At 40.0% G+C, this 22,867-nt stretch carries 24 protein-coding genes; 4 read left to right on the plus strand and 20 right to left on the minus strand.

Going from position 1 to position 22,867, the window contains the following annotated elements:
• The first annotated feature begins 45 nt into the window (after positions 1 to 45).
• On the plus strand, positions 46 to 1,014 hold the full coding sequence (gene trpS / locus ATE92_RS05010; protein ID WP_100802661.1) for a tryptophan--tRNA ligase: 969 nt from the start codon (positions 46 to 48) through the stop codon (positions 1,012 to 1,014).
• On the opposite strand, the gene dprA is transcribed toward trpS, so the two are convergent.
• Positions 1,011 to 2,117, minus strand: coding sequence for a DNA-processing protein DprA (gene dprA / locus ATE92_RS05015; RefSeq protein ID WP_100802662.1), 1,107 nt, complete (start codon positions 2,115 to 2,117; stop codon positions 1,011 to 1,013). The genes trpS and dprA overlap by 4 nt on opposite strands.
• A 111-nt stretch (positions 2,118 to 2,228) precedes the next feature.
• On the opposite strand from dprA, the gene ATE92_RS05020 reads away from it, so the two are divergent.
• Entirely contained in the window at positions 2,229 to 3,170 is a 942-nt protein-coding gene (locus ATE92_RS05020) for an SPOR domain-containing protein (protein WP_100802663.1), read from the plus strand.
• 74 nt (positions 3,171 to 3,244) lie between these two features.
• On the plus strand, positions 3,245 to 3,754 hold the full coding sequence (locus ATE92_RS05025) for an acyl-CoA thioesterase (RefSeq protein ID WP_100802664.1): 510 nt from the start codon (positions 3,245 to 3,247) through the stop codon (positions 3,752 to 3,754).
• Positions 3,755 to 3,782: 28 nt separating this feature from the next.
• On the opposite strand, the gene ATE92_RS05030 is transcribed toward ATE92_RS05025, so the two are convergent.
• The 17 genes from ATE92_RS05030 to ATE92_RS05110 all read right to left on the minus strand — a co-directional run bounded on the left by ATE92_RS05030 (position 3,783) and on the right by ATE92_RS05110 (position 19,786).
• On the minus strand, positions 3,783 to 5,009 hold the full coding sequence (locus ATE92_RS05030) for a murein hydrolase activator EnvC (RefSeq protein WP_369819682.1): 1,227 nt from the start codon (positions 5,007 to 5,009) through the stop codon (positions 3,783 to 3,785).
• 9 nt (positions 5,010 to 5,018) lie between these two features.
• Entirely contained in the window at positions 5,019 to 5,792 is a 774-nt protein-coding gene (locus tag ATE92_RS05035; RefSeq protein ID WP_157809562.1) for a DUF4292 domain-containing protein, read from the minus strand.
• A 1-nt stretch (position 5,793) separates the two neighbouring features.
• Entirely contained in the window at positions 5,794 to 7,140 is a 1,347-nt protein-coding gene (locus tag ATE92_RS05040) for a tetratricopeptide repeat protein (protein WP_100802667.1), read from the minus strand.
• 133 nt (positions 7,141 to 7,273) lie between these two features.
• A complete protein-coding gene (locus ATE92_RS05045; RefSeq protein ID WP_100802668.1) occupies positions 7,274 to 8,290 on the minus strand; it encodes a sugar nucleotidyltransferase in 1,017 nt (338 codons plus the stop codon).
• Between the two features lie 21 nt (positions 8,291 to 8,311).
• On the minus strand, positions 8,312 to 8,746 hold the full coding sequence (dut, locus tag ATE92_RS05050) for a dUTP diphosphatase (RefSeq protein ID WP_100802669.1): 435 nt from the start codon (positions 8,744 to 8,746) through the stop codon (positions 8,312 to 8,314).
• Positions 8,743 to 10,203, minus strand: coding sequence for a lipopolysaccharide biosynthesis protein (locus tag ATE92_RS05055; RefSeq protein WP_100802670.1), 1,461 nt, complete (start codon positions 10,201 to 10,203; stop codon positions 8,743 to 8,745). The genes dut and ATE92_RS05055 overlap by 4 nt, the downstream gene beginning before the upstream one ends.
• A 57-nt stretch (positions 10,204 to 10,260) precedes the next feature.
• The gene (locus tag ATE92_RS05060; RefSeq protein ID WP_157809563.1) at positions 10,261 to 10,782 is read right to left on the minus strand and encodes a hypothetical protein; all 522 of its coding nucleotides are present in this window, start codon (positions 10,780 to 10,782) and stop codon (positions 10,261 to 10,263) included.
• Between the two features lie 103 nt (positions 10,783 to 10,885).
• Positions 10,886 to 11,749, minus strand: coding sequence for an ATP synthase F1 subunit gamma (gene atpG / locus ATE92_RS05065; protein WP_100802672.1), 864 nt, complete (start codon positions 11,747 to 11,749; stop codon positions 10,886 to 10,888).
• 88 nt (positions 11,750 to 11,837) lie between these two features.
• Positions 11,838 to 13,418, minus strand: a complete 1,581-nt coding sequence (gene atpA, locus ATE92_RS05070) for a F0F1 ATP synthase subunit alpha (protein ID WP_100802673.1) — start codon at positions 13,416 to 13,418, stop codon at positions 11,838 to 11,840.
• 112 nt (positions 13,419 to 13,530) lie between these two features.
• Complete coding sequence (gene atpH, locus ATE92_RS05075; RefSeq protein ID WP_100802674.1) at positions 13,531 to 14,073, minus strand: ATP synthase F1 subunit delta; 543 nt, start codon at positions 14,071 to 14,073, stop codon at positions 13,531 to 13,533.
• 37 nt (positions 14,074 to 14,110) lie between these two features.
• A complete protein-coding gene (locus tag ATE92_RS05080; protein WP_100802675.1) occupies positions 14,111 to 14,605 on the minus strand; it encodes a F0F1 ATP synthase subunit B in 495 nt (164 codons plus the stop codon).
• Between the two features lie 74 nt (positions 14,606 to 14,679).
• Complete coding sequence (gene atpE, locus ATE92_RS05085; RefSeq protein ID WP_100802676.1) at positions 14,680 to 14,919, minus strand: ATP synthase F0 subunit C; 240 nt, start codon at positions 14,917 to 14,919, stop codon at positions 14,680 to 14,682.
• 23 nt (positions 14,920 to 14,942) lie between these two features.
• Complete coding sequence (atpB, locus tag ATE92_RS05090) at positions 14,943 to 16,058, minus strand: F0F1 ATP synthase subunit A (RefSeq protein ID WP_232729113.1); 1,116 nt, start codon at positions 16,056 to 16,058, stop codon at positions 14,943 to 14,945.
• Between the two features lie 69 nt (positions 16,059 to 16,127).
• Entirely contained in the window at positions 16,128 to 16,523 is a 396-nt protein-coding gene (locus tag ATE92_RS05095) for a hypothetical protein (RefSeq protein WP_100802677.1), read from the minus strand.
• Positions 16,516 to 16,767, minus strand: a complete 252-nt coding sequence (locus ATE92_RS05100) for an AtpZ/AtpI family protein (protein ID WP_157809564.1) — start codon at positions 16,765 to 16,767, stop codon at positions 16,516 to 16,518. Before ATE92_RS05100 ends, ATE92_RS05095 begins: the two co-directional genes overlap by 8 nt.
• Positions 16,718 to 17,200 (minus strand): polymer-forming cytoskeletal protein, encoded by a 483-nt coding sequence (locus tag ATE92_RS05105; protein WP_100802679.1) that lies wholly within the window; start codon positions 17,198 to 17,200, stop codon positions 16,718 to 16,720. Before ATE92_RS05105 ends, ATE92_RS05100 begins: the two co-directional genes overlap by 50 nt.
• A gap of 6 nt (positions 17,201 to 17,206) precedes the next feature.
• A complete protein-coding gene (locus ATE92_RS05110) occupies positions 17,207 to 19,786 on the minus strand; it encodes a hypothetical protein (protein WP_100802680.1) in 2,580 nt (859 codons plus the stop codon).
• 248 nt (positions 19,787 to 20,034) lie between these two features.
• Between ATE92_RS05110 and ATE92_RS05115 the strand changes: the two genes are divergently transcribed.
• Positions 20,035 to 21,084 carry a ferredoxin--NADP reductase gene (locus ATE92_RS05115; protein WP_100802681.1) on the plus strand — a complete coding sequence of 350 codons (1,050 nt, stop codon included), beginning with the start codon at positions 20,035 to 20,037 and terminating at the stop codon, positions 21,082 to 21,084.
• Positions 21,085 to 21,101: 17 nt separating this feature from the next.
• On the opposite strand, the gene ATE92_RS05120 is transcribed toward ATE92_RS05115, so the two are convergent.
• Positions 21,102 to 22,133: a glycosyltransferase family 9 protein gene (locus ATE92_RS05120; protein ID WP_232729114.1), complete on the minus strand. Its 1,032-nt coding sequence runs from the start codon at positions 22,131 to 22,133 to the stop codon at positions 21,102 to 21,104.
• Between the two features lie 6 nt (positions 22,134 to 22,139).
• Positions 22,140 to 22,748 (minus strand): DUF4254 domain-containing protein, encoded by a 609-nt coding sequence (locus tag ATE92_RS05125; protein ID WP_100802683.1) that lies wholly within the window; start codon positions 22,746 to 22,748, stop codon positions 22,140 to 22,142.
• Positions 22,749 to 22,867: the final 119 nt, after the last annotated feature.

Consider the following 22,867-nt stretch of genomic DNA (forward strand, 5'->3'; position numbering starts at 1 on the left):
ACTAACTGAAGATTCTCAACTTCTAATTGCACAATTTTACAGATTATGTCGAGAATTCTTACAGGTATACAAAGTACTGGCACACCACACCTAGGCAATTTACTAGGCGCCATTATTCCTGCCATCGAAATGGCCAATAACCCAAAAAATGAATCGTTTTTGTTTATTGCCAACATGCATTCATTAACCCAAATTAAAGATTCGGCCACGCTTCGTGCCAATACCTATAGCACGGCCGCTGCATGGCTTGCTTTTGGGCTCGACATAAATAAAACGGTATTTTATCGCCAAAGTGATGTGCCTCAAACGACCGAACTAACCTGGTATCTTAGTTGTTTCTTTCCTTACCAACGCTTAACCTTGGCACATTCTTTTAAGGATAAGGCAGATCGTTTGGAAGATGTGAATTCGGGATTGTTTAGTTATCCAATGTTAATGGCTGCAGATATTTTGTTGTACGATGCCGAAATTGTTCCGGTAGGTAAAGATCAATTGCAGCATATAGAAATGACGCGTGATGTTGCTTCGAGGTTTCACGCCCAGATGGGAGAAGTGTTTGTAATGCCCGAAGGCAAAGTGCAGGAAAATACAATGCTTATCCCCGGAACGGATGGCGCGAAAATGAGTAAGTCGAAAAATAACATCATCAATATCTTTTTGCCCGACAAACAACTTCGGAAGCAAGTACTTACTATCGAAACAGATAGTACACCTCTGGAAGAACCTAAAAATCCCGACACCTGCAATGTGTTCGCATTGTATTCGTTATTGGCATCTTCTGAAGAAATTTCGGAAATGAGGAAGAACTACGAAGGTGGAGGTTATGGTTTTGGGCATGCCAAGCAGGCTTTGTTCGAATTGATTACTACCCGCTTTGCTGAAGAACGCAAACGGTATAACCATTATATGGCAAACCTATCGGAAATCGACAGCGCTTTGGAAATTGGTGCTGCAAAAGCCGCAAAAGTAGCCGATGCTGTGCTGCAAAGAGTGAGAACGAAGTTAGGGTATTAAATAAGTTGAAACAGTTTTCCCGGTAATGGTCGTACCACGCCTTTCAGTTCCATGTTCAGTAAAATTGAAGCCGTTTTGTGGGTAGGAAACTTGCATTGCAATGCAATAGTGTCTAATAATTCTTTCTCAGTGGTTTTTAAAAAATCGAAAACTATTTTTTCTTCCTCGGTTAGTTCAACAAAAAGCTGTATTTGCTGAGGCTTCTGCATCCTTTCTTCCAGTTCCCATCCTAAAATATAGGGTACATCCGCTGCCCGAGTTAGCAGGTGTGCCTTTTGCGCCTTTATTAAATTATTACATCCTTCACTCTGGGTATCGGTCGTCTTGCCGGGAATTGCAAAAACATCTCGATGGTACGAATTGGCAATATCAGCAGTGACCAGACTCCCCCCTTTTTCGGCAGATTCAATTACAATCGTAGCCTCGCTTAGACCGGCAATAATGCGGTTGCGCTTTAAAAAATTATTTCTATCAAAAGCATCGCTACTCCAGAATTCAGATATAAATCCGCCGTTATCCTTCATTCCCGCTACATATTTAGCATGCGTTTTCGGATATATTTGATTGAATCCGTGTGCCAAACATCCAATGGTCTGTAGATTATTTTTCATGGCGGCTTTATGTGCTACAATATCCACTCCATATGCAAATCCCGAAACAATTACGGGTTGCAAAGGGGCTAATTCTTCAATTAATTTTTCACAAACCATTTTGCCATAGGAGGTCACGTTGCGTGTTCCTACAATGCTTAGCATATGTTTTTTCTGTAAATCGATATTTCCTGAATGAAAAAAAAGAATAGGTCCGTCGAGACAATGTTTCAATCTTTCGGGATAGCTTTTATCCAGAAAATAACTCACTGAGAGATTATTGGCTTCAATAAAAGAGAGTTCCTCTTCGGCTTCATCGAGCAATCTTTTTTCTGAAAGGTCTTTCAGTTTAAACGCTCCAATCCCGTCTATTTTTAGTAGATTTTTCCTTTTCTCTTTAAAAATCCCTTCGGCAGAACCAATATGTTGCAATAATTTCTTGGCTGAAGTATCTCCAAGATTAGGAACGCGCTGTAGGGCAAGGGTATATCGTAATTCGTTTTTGGAAAGCATAGTGGTTTCAATGAAACCGGGGAGTGGTTAAAAATACAAATTTTTTAGGTTGTTAATAAGTTCGTATCTTTAAAATTGAATGAAACTTAAAAAACTTATAAGTTTGTTTTAATGCAATTGGCTACCTACATAAACGATTTATTATACCGCTACGAGTGTGTTATTATTCCGGGTTTCGGCGCGTTTTTAACACAATATCAGTCGGCAAAAATCGATCCGGAAACACATACTTTTTATCCGCCGGGAAAAACACTTTCCTTTAACAGACAATTACAAACCAACGACGGATTGTTGGCCAATTATGTGGCTTCGGTAGAAAATTCCAGTTATGAGATTGCGCTTCAGCAAATAAGAAACTTTACGGGGACGCTATCTTTGCAGCTTTCGGAAGGAGAGACAGTAACTTTGCTGCGTATTGGCGAATTCTTTCTGAATAAAGAGCAGTCTGTACAATTTGTTCCTGCGCCTTCGGCCAACTTCAGTACAGCATCCTTTGGATTGAGTTCGTATGTTTCTCGCTCAATTAACCGTGAAGTATACAAAGAAACCGTAGCCGCTCTTGAAGAGAAAGCCCCATTATTGTTTACGCCTGAAAGACGCACTGCACTACCTTATTTAAAATATGCTGCCATCGGACTTATTGCCATCGCGTTAAGCGGATTTGTAGGCATGAAACTATACGAAGGGAATGTGCAGAAGCACAATTTTGTAGAAAAACAAAAGGCAAATACGCTGGTTGAAAATCAAATTCAGGAAGCGACATTTGTACTTGAGAATCCGTTGCCTTCCTTAAATATTACCCTACCCAAACGAACCGGAAAGTACCATATTATCGCCGGAGCCTTTAGAGTGGAGGAAAACGCACAAACAAAAGTCGCACAGCTTATTGAAAAAGGATACTCTCCCAGACTTATTGGGATAAACAGATACGGCTTGCATCAGGTTATCTACAGCAGTCATGAAAACCGTCTGGAAGCTTTGCAAACTCTTCACACCATTAAGCGTACCGAAAATGTGGATGCATGGTTGTTAGTTCAGGATATGAACGACTAAGATTCCCCTGTATTTCAGAAAAAACATTTCAACTTTCCATAGAATACTGCGTACCTTTGCAAAAAATAGTTGCAATGATATCCAGAACTCCAGCAGAGTCCAGAACAGTCATCACCGATTTAGTGCTTCCCAGCGAAACCAATCCTATTGGTAATATGTTTGGAGGCGAATTATTAGCCCGTATGGATCGTGCAGCAAGTATCGCGGCGAGACGTCATAGTCGTAGAATAGTGGTAACCGCTTCGGTGAATCACGTTGCGTTTAATAAGATGATTCCCTTGGGAAGTGTTGTTACCGTCGAAGCACATGTCTCCAGAGCCTTTAAAAGCTCTATGGAGGTGTATATGGATGTTTGGATTGAAGATCGTGAAAGTGGGCTGCGCAGCAAAGCCAACGAAGCGATTTACACCTTTGTCGCGGTTAACGAAATGGGCAATCCTGTTCCTGTACCCGAATTAATTCCTGAAACTCCTCAGGAAAAGGCCCGTTTTGAAGCCGCTTTACGAAGAAAACAACTGAGTTTGGTGCTTGCAGGAAAAATGCAGGCCAAAGATGCAACCGAACTTAAGGCACTTTTCGAATAAGTACTTCAATAAAAAGTTTCGGTAATTTTTACATGCTAAAAATCCAGTCGGCCGGATTCATTCTATTCGTGTTTTGGTAAAGAAGGAATTTTAAAATTGTCTTTCCCGTAGTTGGATTGGAATAAATGGTGCCAATTTCCTGTTTGGTCGATACCTTGTCGCCTTTTTTAACCGTGATATTCACCAAATTGTTATACACCGTGATATAGCTACCATGCTGAATATAAACAGCTTTGTTGGCGCCCTTTAATTGCTGAATTTCCAGTACTTCTCCATTAAACACAGCGCGGGCTCTGGCGTTGGCTTCGGTGGCGATTTCAACACCGCTATTAAATGTGGTCACGTTCGACAATTGCGGATGTTGTTGTTTCCCATAGTGTTTTATCACCACTCCTTTTTCTACCGGCCAGGGTAATTTCCCCTTATTGTTGGTAAAACTTGCAGCCAGGGCCTTGGCCTCGGTAGTAAGTGCGAAAGCTTCGGAAGAAGTTTTTACAGCCTTCGTCTCATTGGTTGTAGCATTCGATTTTGCAATGGCTTCTTTAATCAACGCATCAATTTGACGGTCAATAGCATCGGCTTCTTTTTGCTTGTCCCGTATCTGAGCCGAGAACTTCCCTTCCTCCTTCTTTAAAGAAGCAACAAGTTCCTGCTGGTCTTTCTTCTCATCGGTTAATTTTATCTTTGCTATTCTATTTTCCTCAATAAGTTCCTGTTTTTTACTTTTTTGAACAGCCAGATCCTTATTGAGTACTTCCAGTAAATTTGTTTTCGATTTGATGCTTTCCCCTTGTTCCTTCCGGTGTTTTGCGTATTGTTTCATATACTGCAAACGCTTGTAGGCCTGCAGAAAATTTTCGGCAGACAATAAAAACATTACCCTGCTTTGTTGCGATTTACTTTTATACGACTTGTTAATCATGGCCGCATAATCTTCCTTCAACGTCTTTAGCTCGGCTTTTAGTTCGTCTATTTTCTTGCGATTGTCATTCATCTCACGAGTTAACAAATTTGCCTGCTGATTGGTAATTTTAATTAGATTCTCTCTTGCTGAAATACGGTAGTTTAAATCTTCGACATCGGTAAGAATAGATTTTTTACGCCCCTGTGTTTTAAAAAGAAGTGAGTTAATTTGTTTTATTTCTGAAAGGATGGATTGGCGCTTGTCTTCCAGCTCACGCTGCTTGTTAGGTTGCGCCAGTACCGAATTTACTGTGATGAAACTGAAAACCAGAAAACAAAAAAGACGAAACATTTTCATAGGTTATAATTGAATTTCTTCATATCCTTCAGGAATAGTAAACGGAAAACTTACCGAAACATTGAGTTCAATCTTTTTATAATTTAATTCGATCTTCGTGGTAGACTCCTTTTCCGAGGCATTTATTAAAATGTCTGAAGGATAAAAACCCCCGTCAATTTTTTGGTAATCACGGTATCGAATCGATAAAAGACGGCTGTCATTGGGTTGTGATAACGAGCCTGAAACTACTTTAAAATTCTCCGGATTCAAGAACAGGTAGTGAATAAAATTCTGCGGCTGTTGCTTTGGAGAAAGCTGGTATTGATTTTGAGCAACTTTCACCGTATAGTCCATTGTATTTAAATTGAACATAGACTGTCCCAGTAGAATGGCTTGTGCTTTTTCGAAGTCTATATCGGTTCCCAGCCATTCACTTAACAGTGAAAAATCCCCATCGAAATAGGTGCTTCCAATGGTTTCGTAATAACTCACTCTGTCCGGGGTAATTAACACTTTGGCAATGGTAATTCCCAACAGAGAAGCTTTCACCCAAATAATTTTATCCTTCTCCATTCGAAGGCTTACGGTGATGCTTTGCAGTTTGTTGTTGTCCTCGTACACTACTTGTAACCGCCCCGCCAAGGTCGAAAAGTTGGGAGAGGCCGCTGCGTGACTTTCTGTAATTTTTTTTGCCGAAAACGATTTGTCGGCCTTATTGGAACCGGTAATTCCTTTAGTCCCTCCACAAGATGACAGGACAACTACTAAAAATAATAAATAAAGAAGTTTGTGCATCTTAGGGGTGATTGGGGGGTTTAATTTCTGAAGCTTTTTTAATATAATCGTTTGCTCTTTTCGTGTCTCCTTTTTGGGTGTAGGCAATCCCCAATTGTTCGTAAAAATCCTTTTCCATAACCGGGGCTTCGAATAAATAATCCACTCCGGTCTCCATACTTTCAATGGCATCATCCCACTTTTGAAGTCCGATATTGGCAACCCCATTGATTAAATACAGCATGGGTTGAGACGGAAAGATTTCAATTCCATTAGAACTTAACTGGACAGCTTCGGTATATTTTTTAAAGTCTATTTGCAGTAAAAGGGTGTTTTTCAGCAGACTGAAATTGTCCCCATCTTTCACTATCCCTTTCTCATAAAATTTTAAGGCTTCCTCTTTCATGCCTTTTGAAATATAGAAGTCCCCCAACTGCTCGTATACTTTTCCGTTATTTTCTGTTGAAAATATGGCCACTACCTCATCCAGATCTTTTTCAAATTCGGGGTTTGATTTTACAAATTGCATAAAGTCACCCAGAACTCTGTATTTACTGTCACTGTCTACTTGGGTTGAAGCAAACACTTTTTTCATTGAATTGATAGCCTCCTGTAATTTTGAGTCTTCCAGATAGTATTTGTAGAGTGCCAAATGGACCAATTCAGATTTCGGGAAACTAGTTAGTAATTCTTGTGCTGTTTCATACGCCTTTTGTGAATCCCCTTGATCACTATATAAAAAGATAAGATTTAAATAATCCTTCTCGTTTTTAGATTTTGAATCGATTTTGTCTTCCAGTTTTTCTATTTGTCCTGAAGCATTCCCTGTTTCCTTATAAATTTGGGTACGCAAAGCATCCCTATAATCACTTTCGCCCCAGGTTTCATCGAGCTCATCTAACATCTGAATTGCCTTGTCGTATTGTTTTGTGCGTAAATACACATTGGCCAAATCCTCTTTATAGTCGTCGTCAATTTTTATCAATTTTTCGAGCAATGGGATTGCAGCTTCGTAATCTCTTTTTTGATAATAGAGATCGTACAAGGCCTCCAATACATCCAACCGATCTACTTCGGTTTGAAGGACTTTCAGAAAGCTTTCTTCGGCCTCGTCGTATTTTTTTAAATAGGTAAGGTTTTTACCCATTTCAAAATAGATTACTGCCTCCTGTTTTGAATCACCCTTAGCTGCTTTTTCGGCTTTCTTTAGGGCATCGACGGCCAATTCGTAATTTTCAATTCCTTTTTGCTTTAAAGCTTCAAAAAAGTTTTCCTGAAAGGCATCACTAACATTTCCCAAATCGTCTGTGGGCTCTTCTACCCCATCCGGTTTAATTTCTTGCGCATAGACAGGCTCCGGAAGGAGCATTATTCCGAAGAGTAACAGTATGATATGTATACATCTGAAATTCAAGTACTTTGTCCGGTCGAGCGCAGTCGAGACCTATTTAAGAGTTATCTTTGCTTTATGACCCCTCGACTGCGCTCGGGGGAACTTTTGGTTATTTCAATTCGGAATAATCCCCAATGCTCACATTGGTAAAATTCCCATCAAAAATAGCGTTATTGCCAATCATTGCGTTGTCTAAGGTAGCATTTTTCACCACCGAGTTCGTTTGGATTATACTATTTTTAACGTTGCTTTCCTCAATAATTGTGCCCTGTCCGATAGACACATACGGACCCACCGTACTATTTTTTAAAACAACACCTTCTCCAATAAAGCAGGGAGGGATGATTTTCGAATTACTGTTACTTACCGAAGCAGCTATCAAAGGTGCATTGGCTTCAGCTAAAAAACCTAACATTCTTCGATTAGTTTCGACTGTGACCTCTTTGTTTCCGCAATCCATCCATTCGGTTACCGTTCCGGTTTTAAAGATCTTTCCTGCGGCCATCATTCGTTTTATTCCGTCGTTAATCTGGTATTCCCCGCCATTGATGATGTTGTTATCCAACACGTACTGAAGCTCTTTTTTTAATTCCGCGACGTCTTTGAAGTAATAGATTCCTATCACCGCCTGATTGCTCACAAATTCGGTAGGTTTTTCAACCAATTGTGTGATTTCGTTCTTTTCATTGAGATTAACAACTCCGTAGGCTTCGGGGTTATCCACAACTTTGGTCCAAATTACACTGTCTGCATCCTTGTCGAGATTGAAATCGGCACGGATTAAAGTATCGGCATAGGCAATTACAGCCGGCCCCGAAAGTGAAGGTGCGGCGCACATAATAGCGTGTCCTGTTCCTTTTGGATCCAATTGCCAGTAAATTGTTGGTTTTGCGCCTAAATCAATTGCAAGCGCTTTTAAACTTTCCACAACCTCGTCTCCAAAAAATGCAGGGTCGCCTAAAATAAAGGCTATTTCGTCGATTGGTTCATTGAGTACTCCGGCAATATCTTCCACCAAACGATGCACGATTGGTTTTCCCGCTACGGGTATTAGCGGTTTGGGAACGGTTAAGGTATGTGGGCGCAGACGCGATCCGCGACCTGCCATTGGGACAATTATTTTCATGCTGTTCTTTGAATTATCATTCTATTTTGTTCCCGTACTGCCAAAACCTCCGGCGCCACGAGTTGTTTCTGCTAATTCGTTTACTTCTTCCCAGACGGCCCGTTCGTGCTTTGCAATTACCAACTGGGCAATGCGCTCCCCATTTTCAATAGTAAACGGCTCGTTTGACAGGTTGACCAAGATTACTCCAATTTCTCCACGGTAATCTGAATCGATGGTTCCCGGAGCGTTGAGTACCGTAATTCCCTTTTTAGCTGCCAAGCCGCTTCTGGGTCTTACCTGCGCTTCAAAGCCTATTGGCAATTCAATAAAAAGACCTGTTTTTACAATAGCGCGCTCCAAAGGTTGTAAGGTAGAAGGCTCGGGAACGTTTGCGCGTAAATCCATTCCTGCCGAATAGATTGTTTCATAAGAAGGTAATGCGTGTCCCGACTTGTTGATTATTTTAATTTTCATTTTCTAAGTATTCTATAGAACTCTTTCCTTTCAGCAACATAAATGAGCAACAAAAATACCAATAATAAAGTAGTCCCTATCATTAAATTCCCTTCAAAAACATAAAAAGAGAGTGCCGAAAAACTTATTGAGACTACTAAAAAGCCTCCTATTTTTTTTAGATTGTAGGGCACAGGATAGTGTTTTTGCCCAATGAAATACGAAAGTACCATCATAGTGCCATAGGCGGCTAAAGTGGCGATGGCTGATCCTTTATAGCTTATAATAGGTATTAAGGCAAAATTGAGTGCCAACGTGATAATTGCCCCAACTACCGAAATGTAAGCCCCAAATTTGGTGCGATCGGTAACCTTATACCACACCGACAAATTATGATAAATACCCAGGCAAAGATTGGCCAATAAAATTATGGGGACAATCACCAAGGCCTCCCAAAAGTCACTTTCCGGGATAAGGATACGTTTAAAAACGTCGATATATACGATTACAAATAGTAAAATTACGCACCCGAAAACAGTGAAGTATTTTGTAATAGTTGCATAGGTTTGTTTGGCATTCTCGTTATGAGCATGATTAAAAAAGAAGGGCTCTATTCCCAAACGGAAAGCCGTTGCAAAAAGCGTCATAAACACTCCCAATTTATAGCAGGCTGCGTAAATTCCCACTTCGGCTTCAGCGATATCTGAAGGTAACAGGTATTTCAGCAAAATTTTATCGAATGCTTCATTAATTGAAAAGGCAATCCCTGCAATGAGTACGGGAAGGGCATATTTCAGCATTTGTTTCCAAACATCTGTATTAAATTTGAAGCCGATTTTAACATAAAGTGGTGACAGAATCAATAATGTAATTCCACTTGCTATTAGATTCGCTATAAATACATAGGCTACATTGTTTTCTTCGGAATAAATTGTGCTCCAAAACGAATCGGGACTGCCGGTTGCCAGTCCCGGTAAGACCAGAAAAAAGAATAGATTAAATCCCAAATTCACCAATACATTAAATATCTTGACAATGGCGTAGCGCATGGGTCTTTCGTTTGCCCGAAACCATACAAAGGGCAACACAACCAGAGCGTCTAAGGCTAAAATAAGCAGGCCATAAGTGACATATTCGGTCTTAAATTCGAGAAAAGTTGCCATGGGTTCTCTCACCAGCAGGCACAATCCCAAGAAAAGTAAGGTGGAAATTGTTAAGGACGTAAGTGCAGTGGATTGCACGATTGCCTTTTTACTTTTGTCTTTATTGATAAAGCGGAAAAAAGCTGTCTCCATACCATACGAAAGCACAACATTTCCTAAAATGAGGAAAGCCATTAGGGAGGCGTAAATTCCGTATTGTTCCTTTCCAAGTACGGTAACATATAACGGAACTAAAAAAATGGCCAGTGCGCGCGGAAGTACCGTGGCCAGACCATAAATAAAAGTTTGTTTAAATAGTTTTTTGAAGACGCTCAATGTCTTTTGGCTTTGCTAACAAAAGTATTGAAATTACAATTGGTTTGCGTTACTTATTTAATTCTCCTTATTCGGATTGGAGGCAGGATAAGCAAGCAAGGGTTTTCGCTCCATATTTGAAATCTTATAATAGGCTGTTTTACCTTTATGCAAATAACTAACTACCGCTTCATCAACTTTTAACGCAAAGGGAAATGTTTTTGGAGGTGTGTTTTGAGCTTCTTTAACCGGATTACTGTCCATCACTAAATCCTGTGCCATTTCATTCTTAAAATAACCCACATACTGTTTGCGGTATTGAGGAGAATTTTGAGCTTTTATCACTTTTTTATTGAAATAGATATCCTGCACCACTATGTCTTCGGTAAAGTTTTCGAAGGTAATGTGCACATTGGTCCCCGAACCGCCTTGAGGTGTTCCGGCAATCCATTCCTGAAAATAAACTTCTCCCAATGTAAAAGGAGGATTTTCGGTTAATGCGTATCCCGATTCGGTCATTTTGGTGTTGCCACAGTTAAAAAAACTGAAAAGGAGAATTGATACTCCCAATAGCCCAAGGATAGTTTTTAGCTGATTCATTTGCCGTTGTTTAAACATCTATTTCAAAAGTCTTGCTATAAAGATACAAAAAAGCCTTCTGTGATTTCAGAAGGCTTTTTCGTACTAAGTAGGTTACTTATGTTTATCCTGCCAAGGCTTCGGCTCCACCCACAATCTCTAAGATTTCGTTTGTGATGGAAGCCTGACGGGCTTTGTTGTATTGTAATTTTAATTCATCTCTTAATTCGGTTGCATTATCGGTTGCCTTGTGCATGGCTGTCATTCGAGCACCGTGCTCACTTGCAACGCTATCACGAAGTGCTTTAAACAATTGTGTTTTTAAACTCTTCGGAATTAAGCCTTCAACAATTTCAAGTTTAGAAGGTTCAAAAATATAATCGGTTGTAGTTGTAACTTCTGTAGCTTCTGGCGGAAGAATTGGCAAAAACTGTTCAGTGATTACTAACTGAGTAGCCGCATTTTTAAAGTGGTTATAGACCAAAAAGATTTTATCATACGCGCCTTTCGCGTATAAATCCATCAGTTTTTCAGCAATTCCGGAGGTAGTATCAAAACTCAGTTCATCGAAAATAGCATTGTTATTTTCAATAATAGTCCCCGACTTCTTTAGGATGTCATTCCCTTTTTTTCCAAGGGTTATAAAATCTACTTGCTTGCCGGAATATGTTTCGGCGGCCAATGTTCTTGCTTCCTTGATAATATTACTATTAAAGGCTCCTGCCAAACCACGGTTCGAGGTAATTGCAACCACCAACACTTTATTCACTGCGCGCTGGTCTGAGTATTTACTTCCTGAATCTCCATCTAAAGAAGCACTTAAGCTTTGAAGCAGTTCAGATAGTTTTTCTGAATATGGGCGCATAGCGGTAATCGCATCCTGTGCCTTTTTTAGCTTCGCAGCAGATACCATTTTCATGGCACTGGTAATCTGCATCGTGGATCCTACCGAAGCAATTCTGTTACGTATTTCTTTTAAGTTTGCCATTTCACTTTTTTGTCATTCTGTATTTACTACAGAATCTATTAAAATTGAGCTTCAAAATATGATATTCCCGCTTTCGCGGGAATGACAATTACTTTTTATATTTCGCTGAAAGATCTGCCGCCACTGTGGTAATCACATCGATCGCTTCATCGGTTAACTTTCCGGCTTTCAAACTATCCAGTGTATCTCTGTGTTTTGCGTTCATCATTTCCAAGAAATCTCTTTCGAACTCTTTCACCTTTACCACGGGAACATTTCGCAATAAGTTCTTAGAACCTGCATAGATAATTGCCACCTGATCTTCAACCGTAAATGGATCGTTTTGAGCCTGCTTTAAGATTTCAACGTTACGTTGTCCTTTTGAAATTACATTCATTGTCGCAGCATCCAAATCGGAACCAAACTTTGCAAACGCTTCCAATTCACGGAATTGCGCCTGATCCAGTTTCAAGGTACCTGCTACCTTCTTCATCGATTTAATTTGAGCGTTACCTCCAACACGAGATACCGAAATACCTACGTTAATCGCCGGACGAACCCCTGCGTTAAATAAATCCGATTCCAAGAAAATCTGTCCGTCGGTAATCGAAATTACGTTGGTTGGGATATAGGCAGAAACGTCACCCGCCTGTGTCTCAATAATTGGAAGAGCGGTTAATGATCCTCCTCCTTTTACCATCGGTTTTAAACTATCCGGTAAATCGTTCATGTTTTTTGCGATATCATCATCGGCTATAATTTTTGCCGAACGCTCCAATAATCTGGAGTGAAGGTAAAATACATCCCCGGGATATGCCTCACGTCCCGGTGGGCGACGTAATAACAAAGATACCTCACGGTATGCTACCGCTTGTTTAGATAAATCGTCATAGATAATCAAGGCAGGACGCCCGGTATCACGGAAGTACTCACCAATAGCTGCACCTGCAAAAGGAGCATATACCTGCATAGGAGCTGGATCTGATGCATTTGCAGCAACAATAGTTGTATAGGCTAAAGCACCTTTCTCTTCCAGAACTTTCGCAATGTTTGCTACAGTCGAAGCTTTTTGTCCAATAGCTACATAAATACAAAATACAGGCTCTCCAGCATCGAAAAATTCTTTCTGATTCAAAATAGTATCGATACAAACCGTTGTTTTTCCGGTCTGACGGTCACCAATAACCAACTCACGTTGCCCTCTTCCAACCGGAATCATGGCATCGATGGATTTAATTCCTGTTTGTAACGGCTCGGTTACCGGTTGACGGTAAATTACTCCCGGCGCCTTACGCTCTAATGGCATTTCGATAGTTTTCCCTACAATAGGTCCCTTTCCATCGATTGGCTGACCTAGTGTGTTTACCACTCGTCCTACAATACCTTCACCTACTTGAAGAGATGCAATACGCTTTGTACGCTTTGCAATAGTCCCTTCTTTAATTCCTCTGGAAGGTCCAAGTAATACTACCCCAACGTTATCTTCTTCAAGGTTAAGTACGATTCCTTCCAAACCGCCTTCGAATTCTACCAATTCCCCGTACTGTACGTTTGCAAGTCCATATACACGGGCAATACCATCCCCTACGGTTAATACAGTTCCTACTTCGTCTAATGAAGCGGTTGCTTCAAAACCTGAAAGTTGTTGCTTTAAGATTGCTGATACTTCAGCTGGTTTAACTTCTGCCATTTTATTCTAGATTTTAGAAATTAGATTTTAGACGTTAGACTAAAACCAATACTTCTCCTAATTATAATAGTTTATTTAAATATACTTGTAGTCTTAAGCACTATGCGAAGGACTATAAACTTTTACTAAATTCTCTCTTTAAATTACTCAGTTGGTTTGCGATACTGGCGTTGTACTGTAAATCACCTACTCGCAACACAAATCCTCCAATTATATCGGGGTCAATTTCATTTTCCAACGTAACATTGGTGCTACCTGTCATTTCTTTAACCTTAGCCAGCACTTGCTGTTCTAAGGCTTCTGAAAGTGCTACCGCGGTAGTTACCTTGGCTACTTTTATTCCCTTGGCTTCATTGTAAATGTTGATGTAGCTATCGGCCACTTCGCCCAGTTTGGCAATACGTTTATTGTCTGCCAAAACATTGATAAGGGATTTTGTGAGTTCACCTTCCTTATCAAATATGGTAAGAAGCGCTTCTTTTTTGTCTTTCAACTTTATTACCGGGCTTTGAAGCACATTTCGCAACTCTTTACTTCCTGAAAGGGTAGCAGCCACAGCCTGCATGTCGTTAAACACTTCGGTTGCATTATTGGCGCTGTTGGCCTGTTGTAAAACGGCTTTTGCGTATCGTATTCCTGCTTTGCTTCCGCTCATAGTATTGCCCGCGAAGGCGGGTATCTTTTAATTCTTGTTAGTTTAAGGTGGCGTCACCCAACATTTCCTCTACTAATTTCAATTGTTTGCCTTTGTCTGAAAGTTCTGCTTTTACTACTTTTTCTGCAATTTCAACAGATAAAGAAGCTACCTGACTTTTCAGTTCGGCAACTGCGGCTTTCTTTTCGTTTTCGATGGCAGCCTGTGCGCTGATAATCATTTTATCGGCGGCTGTTTTGGCTTCTTCCTTTGCGTCGGAAATCATTTTCGCCTTTAACTCACGAGCTTCTTTCATCATCAACTCTCTTTCGGCACGGGCTTCCTGCAAAATACGTTCGTTATCTGCAGTAAGGTTTTGCATTTCCTTTCTGGCAGCTTCGGCCGAGGCCAATGCTTCTTTAATAGACTGCTCTCTGTCGTTTACGGTCCCTACGATAGGTTTCCATGCAAATTTTTTCAGAAGAAAAAACAAAACAATAAACGAGATAAAGGTCCAAAATAATAATCCTACGTCCGGAGTAACTAAATCCATTTCTTTCTATTTTATATAATCTATACTATTTAAAACTAAAAAGGCGGCGCAACCAACCGTTGCGCCGATCTTTTTTACTTTGCAATAAGTGATACAACCACCGCAAAAAGTGCTACCGCTTCAACGAAAGCGATAAGTACGATTGCAGATCCTTGTATTTTTCCTTGCATCTCCGGCTGGCGCGCAATCGCGTCCATTGCAGATCCTCCAATTCTACCAATACCGATACCGGCACCGATAGCTGCAAGACCAGCTCCAATTGCTGCAAAAGGAACGTAACTTACTACGTCTTGAACTAATGCTAAACTACTCATAGTGTTTAAATATTAAAGATTAATTAATGTTCGTGCTCGTGTTCTTCCATGGCCGATCCAATATAAAGAGCCGACAACATGGTGAAAATATATGCCTGAATGGCAACAACTAATACCTCAATAAGACTTATAAATACCGAAAAGAATACCGAAGCCGGTGAGATCCAGATGCTTTTCGCAATAAATATTAAAGAGATTAGACTTAATACAATAATATGTCCCGCCGTGATGTTTGCAAACAACCGAATCATTAGCGAGATAGGCTTTATAAAAATTCCGAGGAATTCAATAGGGGCCAAAAATATTTTCATAGGAACGGGTACTCCCGGCATCCAGAAGATGTGTTTCCAATAATCCTTTTTTGCAACAACTGTAGTAATTACAAAGGTAATTACTGCCAATACCAAGGTAAAAGCAATGTTTCCACTTAGGTTAGCACTAAAGGGGAAGAATGGAATAAGACCCATCACGTTGTTTATCCAGATAAAGAAGAAGAGGGTTAATAAGAAAGGCATAAATCGCTTATAGTGCTTTTCACCTATATTAGGTCTTGCTACCTCATCTCTTATAAATAGTACTAAAGGCTCTGTAAACTTAGCGATGCCTTTTGGCACACCGCTCTTGCTGTATTTTCTTGCCGAAAGTCCGAAGATTACCAACAACAATACTATTGAAAGGAACATTGAGAACACTAACTTAGTAATGGAAAAGTCCAATGGTTTATGACCCTCAGGGTGATTTCCTTCGGTTGGGGTCATTGTTGAAGCCCCGTGAGGCGCTTCGGAAGCATAATAAATTTCTTCGTGGTATTTTACAAATTTCTGTCCGCCTTTTTCAACAACCACAGTTCCTGTATCGTCGTGATGAAACTCACTGGACATAAAGGTTACCAGCCCGTTTTCGGTCCAAAGAATTACCGGTAACGGAATAGAAACTGCATGACCGTCCCAGTCCATAATATGGAAATCGTGCGCATCTTTAATGTGATGCATGATCATACTGGTTACGTCAAATTCTTTTTCTGTTTCACCTCCATCGCTGGCAGAAGGACTTGCGGTGGCAAAAGTAGGGTTAGCTGCTAAAATAAAAAACACCCCTAAAATGAGGCTTTTAATCGCGTTAAAATTGGTTGTTTTCAATGTAGTTCTTTTGCGTTCCTGAAATTTGGTGCAAATGTACTAATAGTAAATGAATTGACAAACCAAAAATTACTTTGTTTGTTGGTTTCTGAAAATTTTATTCAGTGAAAATATTTCGAAGGCAAGAAACACAAAATACGGAATGAAAAAGTTGATGACTTCCACACGGGGAGACTCGACTTTACCAGCAAAAACAGGTAATAAGAAAATAATGGCCAAGACCATTTTAACAAGAGTTAGCCCTAAAAAAATATTGTATATTTTCTCACTTCCTTGCAAAGATTTGTAATTTACAAAGGCAAAAACGGCAAAAACTAAAACCGCATTAAAGGTGTAAATAATCCAAAGCGGAAAATAAAGTATAATCTCAGAAAAGAAATTAAAAAAAATGTAATAGTGAATTGCCAACAACAATCCTGTAAAGGCTGCTAATTTTAGAAAGAAATTGAGCAAATCTTTAGTCATTGTTTCTGTTTGAAAAATTGGTCACTTGTTTTATCACAAAATACATAGCAATGCCTATCGCGGCGAGACTGCAAATAATTGTCCAGAGGGAATATTCATTGGGATACCGTTCGTCCAGTTTTACGCCTCCGTAAGCTCCTATTCCAATAATGGCAACCATTTGAAATCCGATTCCCGTGAAGCGAGCATAGTTGTTAATTCTGCTGCTCGGTCTTGGCTTTTTGGATTCTTTGGGATCTGTCAAAAGGGTGGTTTTGCGTTTTTAAGCTTTCGGCATCTTTTATTTCAGTTTCAGAAACCGTTGCCTTTCTATCTTTTTCTGAACCTTTCATCTTACAAGACGCATTAAAGGTTGCTCCGGGCTCTACAGCAAGTTTTCCAACTACTACTTCGCCTTCAATATGGGCTGTAGCTCTAAGCGTGAGCGTTCCCGAGACATTTAAATCTCCTTCAAATTTCCCTTCAATATCTGCATTTTCACAGGTTAATGTTCCGTTTATATAACCCGATTTTCCTAACACCACCTTTGACGGAGTACTTACATTTCCTTTGATGGTACCGTCAATTCTGAAAAAGCCTTCAGATTGAATGTCGCCATTCAAGGTGGTTCCTTCATTAATACGATTTTGTCCTGTTGTTGGTTCTGTCATATTCTTCTCTTTTTTGTCTGAAAACATAGTCAATTACTTTTGGGGATTACTATTCTTTTCTTCTTCTACCGAACCTCTGTTCAAATAGTCTTCAAGATTTTTATGAATCTGAATGGTCGTATAATTAGGTGTTGAAATTTCGAAAAAAAGTTGTTTAATTTTATATTTCTTGTTCTCTTTTAGCACTTCTCCAATGCCTCTACCTCCCATTCTTGTCTTTAATCCGTGAATTATCACAAAGGTTGTCGTTGGATTGTAATAATCTATGGATGCACTCATATTGGAATATCTAAATTCTTCGATTGCAGCATCCAACTTTTCTTTCAGAGCCGTTGCTGAAGCAATTTCGGTCGTATTGAAAGTATAGATTACCTTCCAACTATTGCTGTCTTCATCACCAATAAATTCTTTGGCAGCTATTTTTGGAAGCACGGTGCCGTAAATCTCCTGAGCCTGTTTTCCTTCATCCGAATTCGGATAATTAAGAGACACAAAATTAAGTGCTTTTTTATAGGCTTCAAATCCGTCCTGACGTCCCAAAGCAGTTGCTTTCAGCATTTCCAGTTTCGGCACTATATCATTCCCATTATAGAGCGTGATGTACTCGTCGGCGGTGTCGATTACATAATTGTACTTTCCGGCTTCAAATTCTTTGTACAGGGCTTTGTATTTAAACTCGGGGCTCGATTCGTCTGTTGCTAATTGGGTATTCGGATTTAACAGTATCTCGGCATAACGAGATTGGGGGTGGTTATTAATAATGTCGCTTTTATAATTTTCTGCCAATGCTGTGTTCCCCAGCTCATTGTAGATTTTATAAAGATTGTATTTTGCAGGCAGAATCAATCGTTCCTCCGGATTCAAAGTTAATAGCTTCTCCAATCGGTTTGCGGCCAGGCCATTTTCCTTAAATTTCTCCTTGTAAATAAGTCCTAATTGATAATACGCAAAGTTTCGGTCCTTGGCGAGGCTATCAATCACTTTTTGATCGGTAGGAATCTTCGAAATATAGGTCTCCGGCTTGTACAATTCACTTTCAGCAATAGGAGCTGCATCGGCTACTACTTTCTCCTCGTTGTTTATGCCGGTGCTTTGTTTGGTAGAACGACGCCAGTTATCTTCTAGGCGTCTATCTCCCCATACATCTTTAAATTGCTGCTTTCCATACGCCACGGTTGTGGGATTGTAAAAATAAAAAGAACTTGGACCACCATTGGCTTTTTTGTCTGCAGATCCTCCTTGCTTATTGTAGAATTCCTTATTAGCAATGCTCTTTTCCAGTTGTATCGTTGCAAGCGAATCTGCAATTGCCTTTTCCCTTAATTTGGTGGTATATTCAGTAAAGTAAGCGAGTTGCTCCCCTTCACTCATTCCGGCCAACCGAAGAATACTGTCGTTTCGGGTTGCAATGTCTTCATATTTGATAACGTCATCCAGGTTCTCGCGTTTCTTTTTAATTCGACGCATTAGACGCGTATTAACTTCCAGGAATGTGATGGTACTGTCGTAATAAGCCCCGGCGATTTTGTATTCGGCATGGTCGAAATTAATTTCGGCTAGGGTTTGATAATTTACAGCTTGTAATATTTTATCGTCCGTAAATTTTTTAATTGATTTATTGTAGAATAGCACCGCCGTATCTATGTTTTTAGTATTGCGGTAATATTCTCCCATCTGGTTGTAAATGCGATCCAAAAACGGACGATTTTCACGATTTTCTTCTAAATCCTGAAGCAATTCCAACAGGGCCACTTTGTCTTCCTTGTCGTAATTAAAGTTTTTCGCCTTGGCAATATAGGCGTTAATCATATAGGTGCGTGGCGACTTTCGGTTGAGTTCAATCACCTCATCGAAGGCCATATTAGCACTGTCTCTAAGCTCTAAACGATTATAGATTTGTCCTTTTATATAGGCGTAACGTCCTTTTAATTCGTTGTCCTTTACATATTCTGAAGCCATTTTAATATACGGTAGGGCTTCGGGAATAGAATCCAGATTAATATACGCCTGTGCCAAGATAGCAGCTCCTTCGGCTAATTCTTCATCGTCTAATGTTGCTTTTTCAAACATTTCCAGAAGGTTTTCTATGGCAACATCTTCATTCTTAAGACGGATGTTTGTTTTGGCCTTCCATACTTTGGCCCGATTTATATTGTTACTGGTGGGATATCTGTTTAAAATAAAGTTGAAAGCATCCAATGCCGGTACAAATCGCATGTCGTAATAACGAGATTTCCCAAGCAACATATAGGCTTCGTCAATCTGCGGATTGTATTCTTTACCGTCTATATAAATGGAATGTTTCTGAATGGCTTTGGCCGATTTTTCCTCGGCTCGGTTAAAATCCGGGTTTTTGGATGCTTCAGGCAAAGAAATATCGTCCTCCGTAAGTTCAATACGTTCTACGGGAAGAATCTCCCAGAAATTATCACGATAAGTAAGGGCCAATTGTTCCTTTCCTTTTTCAAAAGCCAATCCTCCGTTGTATAGGGTGTTATATTCTGCTGTGACTGCATGAACATTACGACTTAAAAATGTGTTTTTCTTTCTGGAACAAGCTGCCAGGATTGCAACAGCGAATAAAAAAATGGTAATTTTATATATGCCTTTCAAAATACTTACAGTTTATATGATATTGTAACTTAAAAGCCTTGCTTTTAGTATGTAAAAATGTAACGGAACGGTAAAAATACGTTTCTTTTTAATATCTCCCCTGCTAATCGATTAAAAAAATGGTGCCTTAAGCTCCATTCACAAGAGTGTTTCACGGGATAAACAAAAAAAGGGCACATTGAACTATCCCTACTTTTAACCTTCATTTCTTACACGTTTTACTACTTTTGCAAAAAAAAAATTAGTCTATGAGCGAATCCCACCTACTTGCGGTATCGCAGCTTAATAAAGAAACCCCTAATTCGGTTTGCATCACTTTTGAAATTCCGGACGCATTACGCGAAAAATATCGTTATAAAGCCGGTCAATATATCACCATAAAATATTTGGTTGACGGAAAGGAAATTCGAAGAGCTTATTCTATATGCAGTGCTCCCTCAAGCGGCTTGCTGCAAGTAGGAGTAAAAAAAGTGAGCGATGGTGCTTTTTCAGAATTTGCCAATACAACTTTAAAGGAAGGTGATGCGCTGGATGTAATGTTGCCTGAAGGTAAATTTATACTAAATCCCGAAGCATCCACCTCAAAAAATTATGCAGCCTTTGTTGCCGGAAGCGGAATTACACCTGTTTTGTCTATCATTCAGGCTGTCATGGAAGAAGAACCTTTGAGTTCTTTTGTATTAGTCTACGGAAATCAGACGCTAGAGGAAGCGATGTTTTATTCCGAATTACTTAAGTTAAAGGAAAGGTATCCAAACCGATTTCAAATTGAATGGCTTTTCAGCCGAAAGCAGGAAGAAGGTGCGATGTTTGGCCGTATTGAACGCTCTACCGTAAATTATATTCTGAAAAATAAGTACAAGGAACTCAATTTTCATGAATTCTACCTTTGCGGTCCCGAGCCTATGATCGATGAAGTTGCATCGGTGCTGAAGGAACACGGATTTAATCAAAAGCAGATTCATTTCGAACTATTTACTACTGCCGAAAAAGGAATGTTGGTGGAACCGCACGATGGAACAACCCAAATTACGGTGACGGTCGACGATGAAACAGCAACCTTTACCATGCCTCAAAACAAATCGGTTTTAGAAGCGGTTTTGGAACAAAAGATAGATGCTCCTTATTCCTGTCAGGGTGGAATTTGCAGTACCTGCATCGCCCGTATTGTTGAAGGGAAGGCCGAAATGCGGAAAAACCAAATTCTTACAGATGATGAAATCGCCGAAGGCCTTGTATTAACTTGTCAGGCACACCCTACCAGCGCAACTTTGGTGATCGATTATGACGATGTGTAAAAGCTCGGAATTATTGTTTATACAATTTCCAGCAATTTTTCAACCACCTTCTTGGGTGTAATCGTGGTCATTGCTTTTTCGTATCCCTCGGGAAATTTATTTCCGTAAACAGAAGTTGGAATTAGAGGGTACTGCGCTCTATCTGCAGTTAATTGGTTTTCGGAAGGCTGATTAAAAGGCGTAAATCCTGCAAAGGGATGTGTTACACCCCATAAAGTCACTACCGGAATTCCGCACATCGCAGCCAAATGACCGTTGCCGCTATCCATGGAAAGCATCACATCGAGATTTGAAATTAGCGCCAGTTCGTCGTCGAAAGTGAGCTGTCCAGCAACATTGGCAACCGAAGTGTACTGTAACGCCATTTCCGAAAGTTGTTGAATTTCCTCTTTACCTCCTCCAAACAAAAAAACGCGATACTTCCCCAAGGCATCTAATTGTGCAATTACTTCTTGCATTAAATCTATGGGATACATTTTCCCCTCGAAGGCAGCAAAAGGAGCGATTCCAATAGCTTTTTGAGAGTGTTTTCCAATCAGACTAAGCAATCGCGGTGTTAATTGTTTGCGCACCTGCGACGAGGGGTTTTTTAATTCCAAAGGGAAACCCAGGCCATTAAAAACATCGGCGTATCGTTGGTGAGTGGTTTTCAACGGACTAATAGCAGCTCCTTTGGCTTGGGTAATCTCTTTTTTTTCGGCTCTGCCTTTGTCAATAGTTGCGGTTTGTAAGCCTGTCATCTTTAAGTAGGCGGTAATGGCTTTGGAACGAATTACATTGTGTAGATCGGCAACTGCATCGATCCCCAATTCCTTGGCCTCATTTGCCAATTTTAGCAGGCCGAAACCTTTGTGTTCTCCATAAACATCTGCCTCCAAAAAGTTGACATTGGGTATGTCATCGAACAAGGGTTTAAAAAAAACTCTTGAAAGCACGGTTATCTTGACATTGGGATATGTTTGTGTAAAAATACGAAGCACGGGAATGGTCATGGCAACATCACCCATGGCCGATAACCTGATTACCAATATGTGTTTTGGGAGTGCCAAGACAACTTATTTACCGCCGCGCAGTACAGGATTCAATTCATCGTCGTTGTACATTTTCATTTGCTTGTAGACTTTCATATACTTTCTGCCGGCGGCAACATCGTCTAATAACTGGTCTATTGCAGTACTTAAATCTACTCTTTGTTCCAACAAGACGTTCAGTTTTGTCTGACAGGCAATTCGATGCGATTCGGATGCATCGCTTCGCGTTGCCTCTTCATTCATGTGATATACTTTCAGCGCCAGAATTGAGAGTCGGTCGACCCCCCAGGCCGGACTTTCGGTATTAATAGTGGCATCGGAATTAGGAGTTACATCCTTATATTTTGCTAAAAAGTAGCTGTCTATATATTCCACCATATCGGTGCGATCCTGATTGGAAGCGTCAATTTGTCGTTTCAGTTTCAGCGCGGTAACAGGATCAATATTGGGATCGCGAATAATATCTTCATAATGCCATTGCACGGTGTCTATCCAACATTTACTATATAACAAATGTTCCAGAAGATCGGTATTCTTATCGTAGGGATTTTGAAAAGGCTGATCGACAGTATTAATTAGGTGATAAGTGTCTATTACATCAGCAAAGATTGTATTGGCCTTCTTGGAAAACATACGCGTATTTTTTAATAATATTTAGATTGAAAATCGAATTCTTTTCAGCTTTAAAGCTTAGTGTACAAAGGTATCACAATTTGACTTAATTTCCAGTTTCGCAACAAAATCGCGGCAAT

This window comes from Ulvibacter sp. MAR_2010_11, from assembly GCF_002813135.1.
In the GTDB taxonomy this organism is placed as follows: domain Bacteria; phylum Bacteroidota; class Bacteroidia; order Flavobacteriales; family Flavobacteriaceae; genus Altibacter.